The organism is Pseudomonas paeninsulae, from assembly GCF_035621475.1.
In the GTDB taxonomy this organism is placed as follows: domain Bacteria; phylum Pseudomonadota; class Gammaproteobacteria; order Pseudomonadales; family Pseudomonadaceae; genus Aquipseudomonas; species Aquipseudomonas paeninsulae.
In genome coordinates this window covers 1,822,864-1,837,459 of sequence record NZ_CP141799.1, presented here as the reverse complement: position 1 = coordinate 1,837,459, position 14,596 = coordinate 1,822,864, and the positions used below count along the sequence as shown (strand labels likewise).

Sequence of the window (14,596 nt, the reverse complement as noted above, 5' to 3'; positions counted from 1 at the left end):
ACCCTGCTAATGACCAGCGGCCTGACTCAGGCTCAGCATCACGTCGATGCAGACGGTTTCAAGCGCCCCCTGCAACACCTGCAGCTCAATCCGGGCCTGGACCAGCGCGAATTCGAGCGTTCGACCCTCGGCGCCCTGAATGTCTATGACCCCCTGGAATCCTGGAACCGGCGCGTCTACCACTTCAACTACCGTTTCGATCAGTGGGTGTTTCTGCCCATAGTCGACGGTTATCGCTATGTAACCCCGACCGTCGTGCAACATGGGGTAAGCAACTTCTTCAGCAACCTTGGCGACGTGCCCAACCTGTTCAACAGCCTGCTGCAGTTCAAAGCCAAACGCTCGATGCAGACCACCGCCCGCCTACTGCTCAACACCACCATTGGCGTGGCCGGGCTGTGGGACCCAGCGAGTCGAATGGGCCTGCCAAAACAGCGCGAAGACTTCGGCCAGACCCTGGGCTTCTATGGTGCACCTGCTGGCCCTTACCTGATGTTGCCGCTGCTCGGTCCCTCCAACCTGCGTGACACCGGCGGGCTGGTGGTGGATTTCAGCGCCAAGAGCCAGGTCAACTGGCTAAATGTTGCCGAAGCCAGCAACAGTCATCCGGAAATCTTTTTGCTCGAGACGACCGATCAGCGCTCCACCGTCAACTTCCGTTACGGCCAGCTCAACTCGCCGTTCGAGTACGAGAAAATTCGCTACTTCTACAATGAGTCGCGCAAGCTGCTGATCGTCGAATAAGCCGACCTGCTTGACCATAGGGTCGCCCCTGGGTTTTAACCTGGCGCGACCCTTGTTGTTCAGGAGCATCTCCATGCGTGTCGCCCAACTGGCTAAAGCCGCTGCCGTCAGCGCGGATACTGTGCGCCACTACACCGCTCTCGGCTTGTTGCGCCCCGCGCGCGATCCGCATAACGGCTATCAGCACTACGCCAGCAGCGATCTGCAGCGCCTGCGTTTTATCGCCCATGCGCGCCGCCTGGGCTTCAGTCTCAAGGACGTACAGAGCATTCTCGCCCGCGCCGACAGCGGTACCGCGCCCTGCGGCGAAGTCCGTGATCTGCTTGGCGAGCGCATGCTGGCCCTGGTGATGCGCAATGCGCTTGACGAGTGGGCTGACAAGCCCGAATGCGCCCCGGACGGCCAGGCCATCTGCCGGTTGATCGATGATTTCGAATTACCCGGCGAAAACCGTCCAGCCACGCTCTGCCCCGCCCACTGAGCATCTAATAAACCGATGGTAAACCCGCGAATTTAGCAACCATAGATCTGATTGATAATAATAGGATGGGTATATTCCAAGCCTAATCGCCAGCAAGCCGCTGGGCGAGCCAGTCGTGCATTACGGGCCGCTGGTGATGAGTTCCCAGGAAGAAATCGAGCAAGCGCTGCGCGATTTTCGTGATGGCGTGCTGGCCTGATCGCGGCGCATGAATGCCGAGCCTATGCGCATGTGCAAGGACTGCAATACCGGGTGGAGGACACTTTACCCACCCACCAGCAACGATGCTCAATGAAAAAGGCCTGATCTACCCTACCCAGCTCTCAAGCCCAGATGCCACCTGGGAAATCGCCCACCCCTGCGGCAGCGATGGGCTGAAGCGGATCGCCGCCCGGCCCCCTACGACTGAGTTACTGCGCGTACCGGCGGTACAGGCCCGGTGGTACGCCGCTGCTGTCGGTCGGCTGCCACGGCCCTTGCGGATTGGTCGCCCAACTCCAGCCACTGCTCCAGCGGTAGTAGGTGCGCTCGCGGTAATACAGATCGCGCGCGCCTGCGACCACATAGACACCCAACCCCGCGTCCCAGTGGCTTTGCGCCCCAGGCGGTGGCGCATAGCGCGGGTGTGACTTGGTCACCGGCAATTGACCGATCGGCGCCGTGCTCTGCACCGCACAGCCGGCAAGACTCGACAAGCCGATCGCCAGGACAATCGCTAGCCATCGGCTCATTGCGCTTGGCCTTCGGCGGTGTCGATGGTCAGTTGTTGCGGCTCGGTGCTGCTGCTGGCCAATGGCTGGCTGCGGCCAATCCATTCGCCGGCGGTGGCATTGCCGCTGCGCGAAATACGCGCGATCAACAGCACCTGCTCGAATCCGGAAAGCTTCAGCTGCGGCATCATCGCGTCGCTGTCCGACAGGCTGACCTCGGCTGGCAGATCGGCCACGGTCAGGCGCTTGACCGCCAGCGGCATCGGCGGACCGGACGCGGCACGGGCGAACACGAACACGCTGTCATTCGGCTGTACCTTGTCTTTTAGTGCCGCTGCCAAGTCGACCTTGACCGTCAACTGCCCGCTCGCGGCGGCAGCCGGCGTAGCGTCCGTCGGCGCAGCCAGGCGTTCTCGGGCACGCTCGATTCCGCCCTGAATGGCTTGGCGTGAGGGGTCCTGCTCCGGCAATACCGCGACCAGGCGATCCCAGAAACCAATGGCCGCCTCGAAACGCCCTTCTTCATAAGCGGCGATCCCGAGCAGGCCGAGGCTGGTGACTTCCTCCGGGTCGGCCTTCAACGCTTCATCGGTCAGCGCCTGCAGCTGCTCGGTCCATTGTTTGTCGCCAGCGAAATACAGAGCCTGCGCCCACTGGCCGAGCAACTCCGGCTCGCGTCCGCTGATCTCCACCGTCCGTTCGAAGGCAGTAGCAGCCTCAGCGGCCCGCTCCTGGGCCATGTAGGTACGGCCGAGGAAGTACCAGCCTTCGGCGGACGTCGGATCAGCCTTCACCGATGCTTCCAGACGCGTGGTCATCGCTTCGATGGTCTGCGGCTGCTCGGCGAAGGTCCGCGCACGTTCGACATCGTCGATTGCACCCCAGTACAGGTACAAGCCGTAGCCCAGCAGCGGCATCAGCAAGGCGGCGGTCAGCGGCACCTTGCTGCCGAGCACGCCGACCCTGGCTTTACTCTCGGCACCGTCAGTGTCGGCCAACAGTTCACGGGCCGCTTCGTCGCGACCGTTTTGCCATTGCTCATCACTCAGCGCACCGGCCCCATGCTGAGTCTCCAGCTCCTGCAGGCGCTCCTGATAGAGGGTGACATTTAATGCGGTGCGGTCTTCTTCGGCCTGGGCCTTACGGCCTCGCAACACCGGTATCAGCAGAAAACCCAGGGCAGCCAGCAATAGCAGGCCGGCGGACAGCCAGAATTCGATCATCAGTCTTTCTTATCCTGAGGCGTTTGATTTAACAGGGCAGCCAGGCGTTGCTGCTCATCGGCGGAAAGACCGCTCGAACCCGCAGATTTCTTGCCACGACGACGCAGTACGACCACGCCGAGCAGCACGAAGCCAGTGGCCAACAGACCTGCAGGGCCGTACCACAGCAACAGCGTGCGGGCCGTGACCGGCGGTTTGTAGAGGACGAAATCGCCGTAGCGCGACACCAGGAACTCAATGACCTGCTCGTTGCTCTGGCCCTCCCCCAGCATGCGGTAGACTTCGGCACGCAGATCCAAGGCAATCGGCGCATCGGAGTCGGCGATGTTCTGGTTCTGGCACTTGGGGCAACGCAGCTCTTCAATCAGGTTGCGATAACGCTGGCGCTGCGCCTCGTCGGCGAATTCATAGGTATCGATCGCCGCCTGAGCGGTGCCGAGCAGGGCCAGGCCGAGCACTGCGGCACTGAGTAAACGCCTCATGGCGTGACCTCATCGACCAGCGTTTGATACAGCGGCGCCAGTTGTTCGCGCCAGACCCGCTCGTCGATCCCGCCAACAAACTTGTGGCGGATGATGCCGTCCTTGTCGATCAGGAAGGTCTCTGGCGCGCCATACACGCCCAGATCCAGACCCAACGAGCCATGCGCATCGTCGATATTGAGCTGGTAGGGATCGTGGAATTCGGTCAGCCACTTCTGCGCCGCAGCGTTTTCATCCTTGTAATTGACTCCATGGATGGTCACGCCCAGCTGTGCCAGCTTGTTCAATACCGGGTGCTCGACCCGGCAGGATACACACCAGGTGGCCCAGACATTGACCAACGCCGGCTTGCCCTTGAGGTCGTCCTGGCTGATGGTTTCACCGCCCTCTACCGCCGGCAGGGAAAACCCCGGAAATGGCTTGCCGATCAACGCCGAAGGCAGCTCGGACGGATTGAGAAACAGGCCACGGTAGAGAAACAGCGCCACTGCGAGAAAGACCGCCAACGGCAACAACAGGATCAGTCGCTTCATGCTTGCGCCCCCGCCATGCCCAGAGCTTCACGCACCCGAGTGGTCACCTTCATCCGGTAGCGCTTATCGGAAGCCGAGAGGAAACCACCAAAGCCCATCAGCAAGGCGCCGAACCAGATCCAGCGCACGAACGGCTTGATGTGCACGCGCACGGCCCAGGCGCCGTCTTCCAGCGGCTCACCCAGCGCCACGAACAGGTCGCGGGTGATGCCGGCGTCGATTCCGGCCTCGGTCATCACCGACTGCTGCACGCTATACAGGCGTTTCTCCGGGTACAGCACAGCAATCTGCTGGCCGTCTTCGAGGATCCGTACGGTGCCTTTGTCCGAGGTAAAGTTCGGCCCTTCGAAGTGTTCGGCGCCCTCGAAGATGAACTGGTAACCGCCCATCTCCACCGAGTCGCCCGGCGCCATGCGCATGTCGCGCTCGAAGCTGCCTGTGCTGGTGAGGATAACCCCAAGGGCGCACACGGCCAGGCCGAGGTGCGCCGTCTGCATACCCCAATAGCTGCGGGTCAGGCTTGGCAGGCCCTTGAGTAGGCCCTTGTGGCGGGTCTTGGCATAAATGTCGCGCACCCCGGCCAATACCACCCAGCCAGCCAGCAGACAGACACCCAGCACCGCCCAGCTGAAGTCGCCGAGCATAAAGGTCGCCAGTACCGCCAACGCCCCACTGCCGACCAGCACCGGAGCCAGCATGCCAAGCAGCCAACGCAGCGGCGTGTCCTTCCAGCGCACCAGCACGCCTATCGCCATCATCGCCATCAGCAGACCAATCAGCGGCACGAACAGCGCGTTGAAGTACGGCGGACCGACCGACAGCTTGGCCCCGGTCATGGCATCCAGCACCAGCGGATAGAGGGTGCCGAGCAGAATCATCGCGGCCGCCACCACCAGGATCAGGTTATTCACGAACAGCAGGGTCTCGCGCGACCACAGGGCGAAACCGACCTGACTCTTGACCACCGGTGCACGGATGGCGAACAGGGTCAGCGAACCACCGACCACGATTAGCAGGAAGGCCAGGATGAACACGCCACGCGCAGGGTCGGTGGCAAATGCATGCACCGAGGTCAGCACTCCGGAACGGACCAGGAAGGTGCCGAGCAGGCTCAGGGAGAAGGCGGCAATCGCCAGCAGCACCGTCCAGCTCTTGAACACGCCGCGCTTCTCTGTCACCGCCAGAGAGTGAATCAGCGCGGTGCCGACCAGCCATGGCATGAAGGAGGCGTTCTCCACAGGATCCCAGAACCACCAGCCGCCCCAGCCAAGCTCGTAATAGGCCCACCAGGAACCGAGGGCGATACCGATACCGAGGAAGGCCCAGGCGACGACGGTCCAGGGCCGCGACCAGCGCGCCCAGGCCGCATCCAGCTTGCCGCCGAGCAAGGCGGCGATGGCGAAGGCGAAGGCCACCGAGAAACCGACGTAGCCCATATACAGCATCGGCGGATGGATGATCAGACCGAAATCCTGCAGCAGTGGATTGAGGTCGCGGCCGTCTACCGGACTGTTCGGCAGCAAGCGTTCGAACGGGTTGGAGGTGACGATAAGGAACAGCAAGAAGCCGACGCTGATCATGCCCATCACGCCGAGCACGCGGGCGAGCATCTCCTCGGGCAACTGCCTGGAGAAAATCGACACGGCGAAGGTCCAGCCGGCCAGAATCAGCGCCCAGAGCAGCAGCGAGCCTTCATGCGCGCCCCACACCGCACTGAATTTGTAGTACCAGGGCAGCGCGCTGTTGGAGTTGTGGGCCACATAGGCGACGGAAAAGTCGTCGACCATGAAGGCATAGGTCAGGCAGATAAAGGCAAATACCAGGAAGGCGAACTGGCCCCAGGCCGCCGGCACCGCCAGGCTCATCCACTGCCGATCGCCGCGCCAGGCACCGATCATCGGCAAGCTGGCTTGCACCAGGGTCAGGCACAGCGCCAGAATCATTGCCAGGTGGCCAAGTTCGGGGATCATTGCGCACCCCCTTGTTGAGCCGCGTCATATTTTTGCTTCATTGCACTTTGCTCCAATGCATGCATGACTTCCGGGGGCATGTAGTTTTCATCGTGCTTGGCCAGCACCTGGTCGGCGATCAGCACGCCATCGGCATTGACCTTGCCCATGGCCACGATGCCCTGGCCTTCACGGAACAGATCCGGAAGGATGCCGCTGTAGCGAATAGTCACGTTTTCTGCCCCGTCGGTCACCACGAAATCGGTTTCCAGAGAGTTGCTGGAGCGCGTGACCGAGCCCTCTTCCACCAACCCACCGGCGCGGATACGCGTGTCCTGCGGCGCCTCGCCGTTGGCGATCTGGGTCGGGGTATAGAACAGGTTGATGTTCTGTTGCAGCGCACTCAGCGCCAAGGCCACGGCGATACCCACACCGGCCAAGATCGCCAAGACGATGAACAGGCGCTTCTTGCGAACAGGATTCATTGCAACTTCTCCCGGCGCAAACGACGCGCCTCGTCTTGCAGGTAACGGCGGCGCGCCAACAGCGGCAGCGCAACATTCAGCGCCAGCACAGCCAGGCTGATGCCAAAGGACGACCAGACATAGGCACCATGAGTACCCATGGCGAAAAACGCGGCAAACGAGGTGAAGCTCATAGACCTTTCTCCACCTGAGCTTTGACCTCAGCCTTGGCCCAACTGCTGCGTGCCTCACGCTTGAGTACCTCAAGACGCATGCGCAGCAACAATACGGCAGCGAAAAAACAGTAGAAGCCAAGCACCATGATCAGCAGTGGCAGCCACATTTCCAGCGGCATGGCCGGTTTCTCGATCACGCTGAAAGTGGCGGGTTGGTGCAGGGTGTTCCACCACTCCACCGAGTATTTGATGATCGGGATGTTGATCACCCCGACGATGGCCAAGACCGCGCAAGCCTTGGCCGCGCTGTCACGGTTGGTGATGGCCTGGCCGAGGGCGATCACGCCAAAATACAGAAACAGCAGGATCAGCATCGAGGTCAGGCGCGCATCCCAGACCCAGTAAGCGCCCCAGGTCGGCTTGCCCCAGATGGCACCAGTCACCAATGCGATCACAGTCATCCAGGCACCGATCGGCGCGGCCTGTTGCACCGCGACATCGGCGAGCTTCATTTTCCATACAAGGCCGACCACCCCTGCCACCGCCAGCATGACGTAGACCGACTGGGCCAGAAATGCAGCAGGGACATGGATATAGATGATGCGGAAGCTGTTGCCCTGCTGGTAGTCCGGCGGTGCAAACGCCAGGCTCCAGACCAGCCCCACCGCCAGTAAGACTACGGCAGCCGCACTCAGCCAGGGCAGCAAACGCCCGCTGATATGGTAAAACCACTTGGGCGAGCCCAGCTTGTGAAACCACGTCCAGTTCATCAGATCACTCATCATTCTCCGAGGTAATGGCCGCGCATTGGCCGTCCTCGGTAGCACGGTTGTAGATCACTCGCCGACGCTAATCGTCAGACCGGCGGCAATGGCAAAAGGTGTCAACGTCACCGCTAATGCAGTGAGGCTGGCCAGCCACAACAGGTGGCCAACCGCCGGCAATCCTTGCAGGCTGGCTTGCAACGCCCCACTGCCAAGAATTAACACCGGGATATACAGCGGCAGAATCAGCAGCGCCAACAGCAGGCCGCCACGCTTGAGGCCCACCGTCAGTGCCGCGCCGACCGCGCCGAGCAGGCTCAACACCGGCGTACCGAGCAGCAGCGAGAGTAACAGCACCGGCAAGCAGCGCCCGGGCAAACCGAGCATCAAGGCCAGCAAGGGTGCCAGCAGCACCAGAGCCAGGCCGGAAAGCAACCAGTTTGCCAGCACCTTGGCCAATACCAGAAGAGGCAGGGGGTGCGGCGAAAGGACCCACTGCTCTAGTGAGCCATCCTCAAAATCGCTGCGAAACAAGCCATCCAGCGAGAGCAGCACTGCCAATAATGCCGCCACCCACACAAGACCCGGGGACAGGGTTTTCAACAGCTGGGTATCCGGCCCCACGGCCAACGGAAACAGGGCGATCACAATGGCGAAGAACACCAGCGGATTGGCCAACTCGGCAGGCCGGCGAAACAACAATCGTGCTTCGCGCGCGACCAACAGACTAAACACATTACTCATAGGATACGCTGCCCCAGATCAAGCTCGCGGTAACCAGCAGGTTTGACCGTCAACGTGTGATGGGTGGTCAGCAGCACCAGACCGCCCATTTCGCAGTGCCAGGCCAGATGGTTTTCCAGTTGCGCCACGGCGAGCTTGTCGAGGGCGGTGAAAGGTTCATCGAGGATCCACAACGGCGGCCCGTCCAGATACAAGCGGGCCAGCGCGACACGACGCTGCTGGCCGGCAGACAGGGTATGACAGGGCACATCCTCGAAACCGCGCAGGCCAACGGCCTCCAGCGCCTGCCAGATCGCCGCGCGCTCGGCCGGACGATGCAACGCGCATAACCAGGCCAGGTTCTCTTCGGCAGTGAGCAGACCCTTGATCCCGGCGGCATGGCCAATCCACAACAGGTTACGTGCCAGCTCGCTACGCTGCGAGCCCAGCGGCTGACCATTCAGGCGGACTTCGCCGGCCGTAGGCTGCATCAGCCCGGCGAGCAAACGCAGCAGGCTGGTCTTGCCGCTGCCGTTGGGACCGGCAATCTGCAACATCTCGCCGGCCGCCAAACGCAGGTCGAGCCGCTCGAACAGCATGCGCCAATCCCGCTCACAAGCGAGCGCCACGGCTTCAAGAAGAGGGCTGGTCACGGCATATGCACCTAAAAAGCGGTTCAAGTCGGCAGTGTCCCGGCCGCTATACTGACGCAAGTTAAATGCGCAGCCGACCTGGACGGGGCGCGATTATACATGCCATGCCCTGCCCCCCGCAGTGGGCATTTTCGACAGGGTGTAACCCGCTAATGAGCGACATCAGCAGTTCCCGCCCCATAGCGCCAACGCCGCCGAGCAGTCGTGCCAGCGCGCCGGCAGGCGATCTGACACTAAAGCTGCTGCAGCCGCTGCAAGGCCTGCTGGCCAGCGGCGAAACCGCCAAGGCCGAGGTAGTCGCCCTCAAGGAAGTGGCGCAGAGCTTCCAGCTGCTGCTCAAGCTGACGCTGGACAATGGTCGCCAGACAACCCTGCAGGCGAGCAGCCCACGCCCCCTTGCCCAAGGCACCGCGCTGGTGGTCACGGCACTGTCGGAAAGTCGTATGGCGGTGGCCCTGCTGGCCGGCGGTGAAAAAGCCCTGACCAGCCTGGACCTCGAACAACTGCCGATCGGCACCTTGCTGCAAGGCAAGGTCGTGGCGCGCGAACAGCTGACCCAGGCCAAAACACAGCAGGTGCTCTACAAGGTGGTAGTGAGCCTGCTCAACACCCCGCTGGCTGGCAGCAAACTGTCGCTGGAAACCCCTCTGGCGCTGCCCCTCGGCAGCCTGCTCAGCGCTCAGGTGCAAGGCAGCCAGGCCCTGAATTTCCTGCCCCTCAGCGGGCGCCTCGATCAGCTCGAGTTAAGCCAGCAATTGGCCAGCCAGCAGAACCGCCAGGGCTCATTGGAAGGCTTGTTCAAGGCCCTGCAAGGCGTAGGGGGCAAGACGGCACTGCCGGAAGGCCTGCGCAGCAGCATCGATAAACTGTTCAACACCCTGCCCGATGCCACCCAACTCAGCACCGCTAAAGGGCTGAGCCAGGCCATGGAAAATAGCGGTCTGTTCCTCGAAAGCAAACTGCTCGGCGGCCAGGGCCATGCCCTGCCGGCGGACATGAAAGCCAATCTGCTGCGCCTGATCAGCCAACTGCTGCCCACTCTGGCGAGCGGCGCACCGCTGGCCACGGCCAACGCCAGCGCAGCCATGGCCCAGGTGCTGCCGGCATTCGCCCGCGACATACTCGGCTCCCTCGGCCAATCCAGCGCACGCCAACAGGCATTACGCTTTCCCCTGCCATCGCGCCTACTGCAGTCAATGGAGGGCGAAGAGGACCTGCAAACCCTGCTGAAACTGGCCGCCGCCGCCGTCTCGCGCCTGCAAACCCACCAACTGTCCAGCCTGGCGCAGAGCCAGGTCGGCCCGGACGGCAACCTGCTGACCACCTGGCAACTGGAGCTGCCCATGCGCGACCAGCGCGAATTGGTGCCCTTGCAGGTAAAAATCCAGCACGAAGAACCGCAGAAGTCGCCGGGCAACGAACCCAAGGAAGCGCTGTGGAAGGTCGAGCTGGCCTTCGACCTGGAACCGCTGGGGCCGCTGCAAGTGCAGGCGCAACTGGCCCGTGGCAGCCTGTCCAGCCAGCTCTGGGCCGAGCGCCCGCGTACCGCCAGCCTGATCGACGCCGAGCTGAACACGCTGCGTGAACGCCTGACCGCCGCCGGCCTGAATGTCGGTGAACTGGCCTGTAATCAAGGCACGCCACCCCAGGGACCAAGGACCAGCCTGGAACAACGCTGGGTTGACGAAACCGCATGAAAAAAACCGCACCGCGCCAAGCCATTGCCCTGACCTATGACGGGCAAAACGCCCCCAACCTCAGCGCCAAGGGCGATGACGAGTTGGCCGAAGCGATTCTCGCCATCGCCCGCGAATATGAAGTGCCCATCTACGAGAATGCCGACCTGGTGCGCCTGCTGGCACGCCTGGAACTGGGCGAGGCGATCCCCGAGCAACTGTATCGCTGCATTGCCGAGATCATCGCGTTTGCCTGGCACTTGAAGGGCAAGTGCCCACCGGGTTTCCAGCGTGACAATGACATCACCCCGCCACTACCGCTGCTCGACGGCCCGCCACGCTGAAGAGCAGAGCCAGGCTGCAGATGGCAAGGATTCAGAGTCTGGGAAAACAGCGAATGCCGTCGCCAGGCCTTGGCAGTAGGCGGTTTTGCTCAGCGCTTGGGCTGATTGAGCTTGCTGATCAGCTCCGCCTCGGCCTTGCTCAGCCCACAGGACTGGGTCAGGTCATCGACGCTGGCCCCCAGGCCGACCAGGCGCGCGGCCTGGGTGAACGACAGACTGCTCGGGTCACGCTGCTCGATCTGGCTGAGCTTGTCCGGCAGTGGCGCAACGATCTGCCGCAGCTCGTGCAGTTCTTCACCCATGCGCACACTGCCTGCCAGATAGATATCCAGGCGTTTACTTAACTCCTTGATCCGCAGATCGCGCGCCGCATCCCGCTCGGCCTGCAGCGATGCCAGATGGCGCTGCTGCATGATCAGCCAGACGCAGGTGCCAACCAGCCCGAGGCACACCAGCCCGAGCAGGATTAGCGCGATCTCAAGCATTAGTTAGATACTCTCCAGCTCGGACCACTCTTCTTCGCTCATCATCTTGTCCAGCTCGACCAGAATCAGCAGCTCGCCGTTCTTGTTGCACACGCCCTGGATGAACTTGGCCGACTCGTCGTTGCCGACATTCGGCGCGGTTTCCACCTCGGACTGACGCAGATAGACCACCTCAGCCACGCTGTCGACCATGATGCCGACCACTTGCTTGTCCGCCTCGATGATCACGATGCGGGTATTGTCGGTGACCGGTACCGAATCCAGGCCGAAGCGTTGGCGGGTGTCGATCACCGTCACCACATTGCCACGCAGATTGATGATGCCCAGCACATAGCTCGGCGCACCCGGCACCGGAGCGATCTCGGTGTAGCGCAGCACTTCCTGAACCTGCATCACATTGATGCCGTAGGTTTCATTGTCCAGGTGGAAGGTCACCCATTGCAGGATGGGATCTTCAGCGCCCTGTGCAGAATTCTTCTTCATATCCCTAGCCTCGTCGTAAGCCGCACTGTGCGGCGTGCGCGGTTCAAACCGCTGGTCATCATTCGTCAGACCCGCCGCAATGGCGAGCCTAGCATTTCTCAATCAGTGAATCTGGCCATTGACCATGCGCTTGGCCGCGCCACTGGCAATCAACTCGGCCAAGGCCGCCACATCCAGCAAGGCGCACATATGCTCAATCACGGTGCCGGCCAGCCAGGGTCGCAACGTGCGCTGAGAGCGCCACTTGATCTCATTTGGGTCCAGGCGAATCGAACGGCTGACCTGATGCACCGCCAGGCCCCATTCATAGCCTTCGACGGAAATCACATACTGCAAACCCTGGCGAAAGTCATCGCGGTAACGGTCAGGCATCACCCAGCGTGCGGTGTCCAGGACTTTCAGGTTACCGGCCTGGCACGGCAGTATGCCGAGAAACCAGTCCGGCTGGCCAAATAATGGCGTCAATTCCTGCCCTGCCAGCGGAAATATCGAACCCAGGCACACCAGCGGCACGGCCAGGGTCAAGCCGGCGACGTCGAACAACAGGCATTCGAACGGCTCTTGTGCCCATGCTGGCCGCTCACCCGGCTGCAAGCTGGGCAACAGATTCAGGGTTGCAGCGGGCAGATGGACGTCGATCACCGACTCAACAAACACCGGCTGAGCGACCACAGCAGGTGTCGATTCGATCATCGGCAAGACAACCGGCGCTGGTTCAGCCAGCGCCTGCACGGGGGCCGCGCACAGCAGGCCGGCATCGCGCACCTGCTCCTCCAACACCGCAGCCGCGAAATCGTCGAGGCTGCTACTCTCGGCCAACTCGACTGCAGCTTCCTGCAACAAGCTGTCCAGATAGGACTGCAAGGCCAACTGGGGACGCGTGGCGGTGGCGACGGGACGGCTCATAGATGGAATCCGCAAAAATTACCTGTACAACCTATCGGCCGCAGTGGCGGCATACTTGAACGCTTCGGCTCAACATAACCCGTCATCTCAAGCCACCTGCGCGGCCAACTGCTGCGTCAACAGGTGCTTGAGCAGCGCCCGATAGGCCAGTACACCGCGGCTTTTGGGGTCGAACTGCGAGGGTGTGCGGCCTGCGCGACTGGCATCGCGCAAGCGCGTGTCGATCGGAATATAAGCGGGCCACAGGTGTTCGGGGTAGCTGTCGCGCAGCATGCGCAAGGTGCTCAGCGAGGCCTGGGTACGCCGGTCGAACAGGGTCGGCACTATGCTGTAGGGCAACGCCTGTTTGCGCGATCGGTTGATCATCGCCAAGGTGCTGACCATGCGTTCCAGACCCTTGACCGCGAGAAACTCGGTCTGCACCGGGATCACCAGATGCTGGCTGGCCGCCAACGCATTGACCATCAGCACACCGAGCAACGGTGGACTGTCGATCACCGCATGGTCGTAACCCTGCCAGAGCTGCGCCAGGCTCTTGGCGATGACTAGGCCCAAGCCGCTCTGCCCCGGCGACTGGCGCTCGAGCGTGGCCAAGGCGGTACTCGAGGGCAACAGTGCTATGCGTTCGTGACTGGTCGGTAGAAGCAATTGTTCAGGCAACCCCTGGGGCACCACGCCCTGATGCAGGAACAGGTCGAAACCGCTGTGTTCCAACGCATCCGGGTCGTGGCCGAAATAGCTGGTCATCGACCCATGGGGATCGAGATCGACCACGACCACGCGCTTACCGGCATCGGCCAGCAGGCCGGCCAAGGCGATGGCGGTAGTGGTTTTGCCAACACCACCCTTTTGATTGGCTACAGCCCAGACTCTCATCTTGTTTGTCCTCTCGGCATGATCCAGACCCTACCGAGAACAGGCGCTGCCCTATTGGGCAAACGACGGGGGATTGACGGCACCCGCTGACGGGGCCTGCATTGCAGCTGGTGCTGCAGGTTGTGTGCCAGCCCGCCGTAAGGCGCTATCGGGGCGTGCATTGGCGCTGCCGACACCGCTCACGCTGCGGCGCACATCAAGGTTGCGCGACACCACCAACACCACCCGCCGATTACGCGCCCGACCATCGGCCGTCGCGTTATCCGCCACCGGCTGAAATTCACCATAGCCCACTGATGCCAAGCGTCTGGGATTGACCCCATCCATGGCGAGCATGCGCACGATGCTGGCTGCGCGGGCGGCAGACAACTCCCAGTTGGTTGGATACTGCGGGGTCTTGATCGGCAGGTTGTCGGTAAACCCTTCGACATGCACCGGATTCTCATAAGGCGCCAAAATTTTGGCAATCTTCTCGATCAGATCGAATGCCGCATTGTTCGGCAAGGCATCGCCACTGGGGAACAACAGGCTGGAGCTGAGCTCGATCTCGATCCACAACTCGTTGCCGCTCACCTTCAACTGCTTGGAGTCGATCAACCCGGCAAACGCCTGGCGCATGCTGTCGGCAATGCTCTGCAGGGAGTCCACAGGCTGGCTGGCCTGCTCGTCCTCATCGACCAGCGCGCGATCCGGCTCGGTGGTCCGCGGACGCAGGTCGCCCACAGGAATAGGCTTGATCGCACGGTCGGGCTGGTTGAACACCCCGGTCAGGCTGTCCGAGAGAATCTTGTACTTGCCCTCATTGACCGAGGACATCGAGTACATCACCACAAAAAAGGCAAACAACAGGGTAATGAAGTCGGCATAGGAGACCAGCCAACGTTCATGGTTTTCGTGCTCTTCCTGGTGCCTGCGACGAGCCAT

At 61.9% G+C, this 14,596-nt stretch carries 19 protein-coding genes and 1 pseudogene; 5 read left to right on the top strand and 15 right to left on the bottom strand.

The genetic code is table 11. The features are described 5' to 3' along the window. The first annotated feature begins 9 nt into the window (after positions 1–9). The 3 genes and pseudogenes from VCJ09_RS08570 to VCJ09_RS08560 all read left to right on the top strand — a co-directional run. Entirely contained in the window at positions 10–744 is a 735-nt protein-coding gene (locus VCJ09_RS08570) for an MlaA family lipoprotein (RefSeq protein WP_324734630.1), read from the top strand. A 73-nt stretch (positions 745–817) separates the two neighbouring features. Further along, a complete protein-coding gene (locus tag VCJ09_RS08565; protein ID WP_324733955.1) occupies positions 818–1,225 on the top strand; it encodes a MerR family transcriptional regulator in 408 nt (135 codons plus the stop codon). A gap of 82 nt (positions 1,226–1,307) precedes the next feature. Further along, positions 1,308–1,424, top strand: a pseudogene (locus VCJ09_RS08560) (pirin-like C-terminal cupin domain-containing protein); the annotation flags it as partial. 211 nt (positions 1,425–1,635) lie between these two features. Here the strand turns inward: VCJ09_RS08560 and VCJ09_RS08555 are convergent. The 10 genes from VCJ09_RS08555 to ccmA all read right to left on the bottom strand — a co-directional run bounded on the left by VCJ09_RS08555 (position 1,636) and on the right by ccmA (position 8,902). Further along, entirely contained in the window at positions 1,636–1,956 is a 321-nt protein-coding gene (locus tag VCJ09_RS08555) for a hypothetical protein (protein WP_324733954.1), read from the bottom strand. Beyond that, positions 1,953–3,158 carry a c-type cytochrome biogenesis protein CcmI gene (gene ccmI / locus VCJ09_RS08550; protein ID WP_324733953.1) on the bottom strand — a complete coding sequence of 402 codons (1,206 nt, stop codon included), beginning with the start codon at positions 3,156–3,158 and terminating at the stop codon, positions 1,953–1,955. The genes VCJ09_RS08555 and ccmI overlap by 4 nt, the downstream gene beginning before the upstream one ends. Beyond that, positions 3,158–3,640 carry a cytochrome c-type biogenesis protein gene (locus VCJ09_RS08545; protein ID WP_324733952.1) on the bottom strand — a complete coding sequence of 161 codons (483 nt, stop codon included), beginning with the start codon at positions 3,638–3,640 and terminating at the stop codon, positions 3,158–3,160. Before VCJ09_RS08545 ends, ccmI begins: the two co-directional genes overlap by 1 nt. After that, complete coding sequence (locus VCJ09_RS08540; protein WP_324733951.1) at positions 3,637–4,173, bottom strand: DsbE family thiol:disulfide interchange protein; 537 nt, start codon at positions 4,171–4,173, stop codon at positions 3,637–3,639. Before VCJ09_RS08540 ends, VCJ09_RS08545 begins: the two co-directional genes overlap by 4 nt. Further along, entirely contained in the window at positions 4,170–6,143 is a 1,974-nt protein-coding gene (locus tag VCJ09_RS08535) for a heme lyase CcmF/NrfE family subunit (RefSeq protein WP_324733950.1), read from the bottom strand. Before VCJ09_RS08535 ends, VCJ09_RS08540 begins: the two co-directional genes overlap by 4 nt. Continuing rightward, the gene (gene ccmE, locus VCJ09_RS08530) at positions 6,140–6,607 is read right to left on the bottom strand and encodes a cytochrome c maturation protein CcmE (protein WP_324733949.1); all 468 of its coding nucleotides are present in this window, start codon (positions 6,605–6,607) and stop codon (positions 6,140–6,142) included. The genes VCJ09_RS08535 and ccmE overlap by 4 nt, the downstream gene beginning before the upstream one ends. Beyond that, positions 6,604–6,780, bottom strand: a complete 177-nt coding sequence (ccmD, locus tag VCJ09_RS08525) for a heme exporter protein CcmD (RefSeq protein ID WP_079201438.1) — start codon at positions 6,778–6,780, stop codon at positions 6,604–6,606. Before ccmD ends, ccmE begins: the two co-directional genes overlap by 4 nt. After that, a complete protein-coding gene (locus VCJ09_RS08520) occupies positions 6,777–7,535 on the bottom strand; it encodes a heme ABC transporter permease (protein ID WP_324734629.1) in 759 nt (252 codons plus the stop codon). Before VCJ09_RS08520 ends, ccmD begins: the two co-directional genes overlap by 4 nt. Before the next feature lie 63 nt (positions 7,536–7,598). After that, a complete protein-coding gene (ccmB, locus tag VCJ09_RS08515; RefSeq protein ID WP_079201436.1) occupies positions 7,599–8,270 on the bottom strand; it encodes a heme exporter protein CcmB in 672 nt (223 codons plus the stop codon). After that, positions 8,267–8,902 (bottom strand): cytochrome c biogenesis heme-transporting ATPase CcmA, encoded by a 636-nt coding sequence (ccmA, locus tag VCJ09_RS08510; RefSeq protein WP_324733948.1) that lies wholly within the window; start codon positions 8,900–8,902, stop codon positions 8,267–8,269. The genes ccmB and ccmA overlap by 4 nt, the downstream gene beginning before the upstream one ends. Positions 8,903–9,054: 152 nt before the next feature. On the opposite strand from ccmA, the gene fliK reads away from it, so the two are divergent. Continuing rightward, positions 9,055–10,599 (top strand): flagellar hook-length control protein FliK, encoded by a 1,545-nt coding sequence (gene fliK / locus VCJ09_RS08505; RefSeq protein ID WP_324733947.1) that lies wholly within the window; start codon positions 9,055–9,057, stop codon positions 10,597–10,599. Next, a complete protein-coding gene (locus VCJ09_RS08500) occupies positions 10,596–10,922 on the top strand; it encodes an EscU/YscU/HrcU family type III secretion system export apparatus switch protein (protein ID WP_324733946.1) in 327 nt (108 codons plus the stop codon). Before fliK ends, VCJ09_RS08500 begins: the two co-directional genes overlap by 4 nt. Before the next feature lie 89 nt (positions 10,923–11,011). Here the strand turns inward: VCJ09_RS08500 and VCJ09_RS08495 are convergent, their stop codons facing one another. The 5 genes from VCJ09_RS08495 to motD all read right to left on the bottom strand — a co-directional run bounded on the left by VCJ09_RS08495 (position 11,012) and on the right by motD (position 14,596). Continuing rightward, positions 11,012–11,407: a DUF2802 domain-containing protein gene (locus VCJ09_RS08495; protein ID WP_079201432.1), complete on the bottom strand. Its 396-nt coding sequence runs from the start codon at positions 11,405–11,407 to the stop codon at positions 11,012–11,014. Between the two features lie 3 nt (positions 11,408–11,410). Beyond that, positions 11,411–11,890: a chemotaxis protein CheW gene (locus tag VCJ09_RS08490; protein ID WP_324733945.1), complete on the bottom strand. Its 480-nt coding sequence runs from the start codon at positions 11,888–11,890 to the stop codon at positions 11,411–11,413. A gap of 102 nt (positions 11,891–11,992) precedes the next feature. Continuing rightward, positions 11,993–12,796 (bottom strand): CheW domain-containing protein, encoded by an 804-nt coding sequence (locus tag VCJ09_RS08485; RefSeq protein ID WP_079201430.1) that lies wholly within the window; start codon positions 12,794–12,796, stop codon positions 11,993–11,995. An 87-nt stretch (positions 12,797–12,883) separates the two neighbouring features. Continuing rightward, entirely contained in the window at positions 12,884–13,672 is a 789-nt protein-coding gene (locus tag VCJ09_RS08480) for a ParA family protein (RefSeq protein WP_324733944.1), read from the bottom strand. Between the two features lie 51 nt (positions 13,673–13,723). Then, positions 13,724–14,596 (bottom strand): flagellar motor protein MotD, encoded by an 873-nt coding sequence (gene motD / locus VCJ09_RS08475; protein ID WP_324733943.1) that lies wholly within the window; start codon positions 14,594–14,596, stop codon positions 13,724–13,726.

Excerpts from the sequence above, each read along its gene's own strand:
- VCJ09_RS08570 (WP_324734630.1), top strand. The coding sequence starts at position 10 with ATGACCAGCGGCCTGACTCAGGCTCAGCATCACGTCGATGCAGACGGT.
- VCJ09_RS08565 (WP_324733955.1), top strand. The coding sequence starts at position 818 with ATGCGTGTCGCCCAACTGGCTAAAGCCGCTGCCGTCAGCGCGGATACT.
- VCJ09_RS08555 (WP_324733954.1), bottom strand. The coding sequence starts at position 1,956 with ATGAGCCGATGGCTAGCGATTGTCCTGGCGATCGGCTTGTCGAGTCTT.
- ccmI (WP_324733953.1), bottom strand. The coding sequence starts at position 3,158 with ATGATCGAATTCTGGCTGTCCGCCGGCCTGCTATTGCTGGCTGCCCTG.
- VCJ09_RS08545 (WP_324733952.1), bottom strand. The coding sequence starts at position 3,640 with ATGAGGCGTTTACTCAGTGCCGCAGTGCTCGGCCTGGCCCTGCTCGGC.
- VCJ09_RS08540 (WP_324733951.1), bottom strand. The coding sequence starts at position 4,173 with ATGAAGCGACTGATCCTGTTGTTGCCGTTGGCGGTCTTTCTCGCAGTG.
- VCJ09_RS08535 (WP_324733950.1), bottom strand. The coding sequence starts at position 6,143 with ATGATCCCCGAACTTGGCCACCTGGCAATGATTCTGGCGCTGTGCCTG.
- ccmE (WP_324733949.1), bottom strand. The coding sequence starts at position 6,607 with ATGAATCCTGTTCGCAAGAAGCGCCTGTTCATCGTCTTGGCGATCTTG.
- ccmD (WP_079201438.1), bottom strand. The coding sequence starts at position 6,780 with ATGAGCTTCACCTCGTTTGCCGCGTTTTTCGCCATGGGTACTCATGGT.
- ccmB (WP_079201436.1), bottom strand. The coding sequence starts at position 8,270 with ATGAGTAATGTGTTTAGTCTGTTGGTCGCGCGCGAAGCACGATTGTTG.
- fliK (WP_324733947.1), top strand. The coding sequence starts at position 9,055 with ATGAGCGACATCAGCAGTTCCCGCCCCATAGCGCCAACGCCGCCGAGC.
- VCJ09_RS08500 (WP_324733946.1), top strand. The coding sequence starts at position 10,596 with ATGAAAAAAACCGCACCGCGCCAAGCCATTGCCCTGACCTATGACGGG.
- VCJ09_RS08495 (WP_079201432.1), bottom strand. The coding sequence starts at position 11,407 with ATGCTTGAGATCGCGCTAATCCTGCTCGGGCTGGTGTGCCTCGGGCTG.
- VCJ09_RS08490 (WP_324733945.1), bottom strand. The coding sequence starts at position 11,890 with ATGAAGAAGAATTCTGCACAGGGCGCTGAAGATCCCATCCTGCAATGG.
- VCJ09_RS08485 (WP_079201430.1), bottom strand. The coding sequence starts at position 12,796 with ATGAGCCGTCCCGTCGCCACCGCCACGCGTCCCCAGTTGGCCTTGCAG.
- VCJ09_RS08480 (WP_324733944.1), bottom strand. The coding sequence starts at position 13,672 with ATGAGAGTCTGGGCTGTAGCCAATCAAAAGGGTGGTGTTGGCAAAACC.
- motD (WP_324733943.1), bottom strand. The coding sequence starts at position 14,596 with ATGGCTCGTCGCAGGCACCAGGAAGAGCACGAAAACCATGAACGTTGG.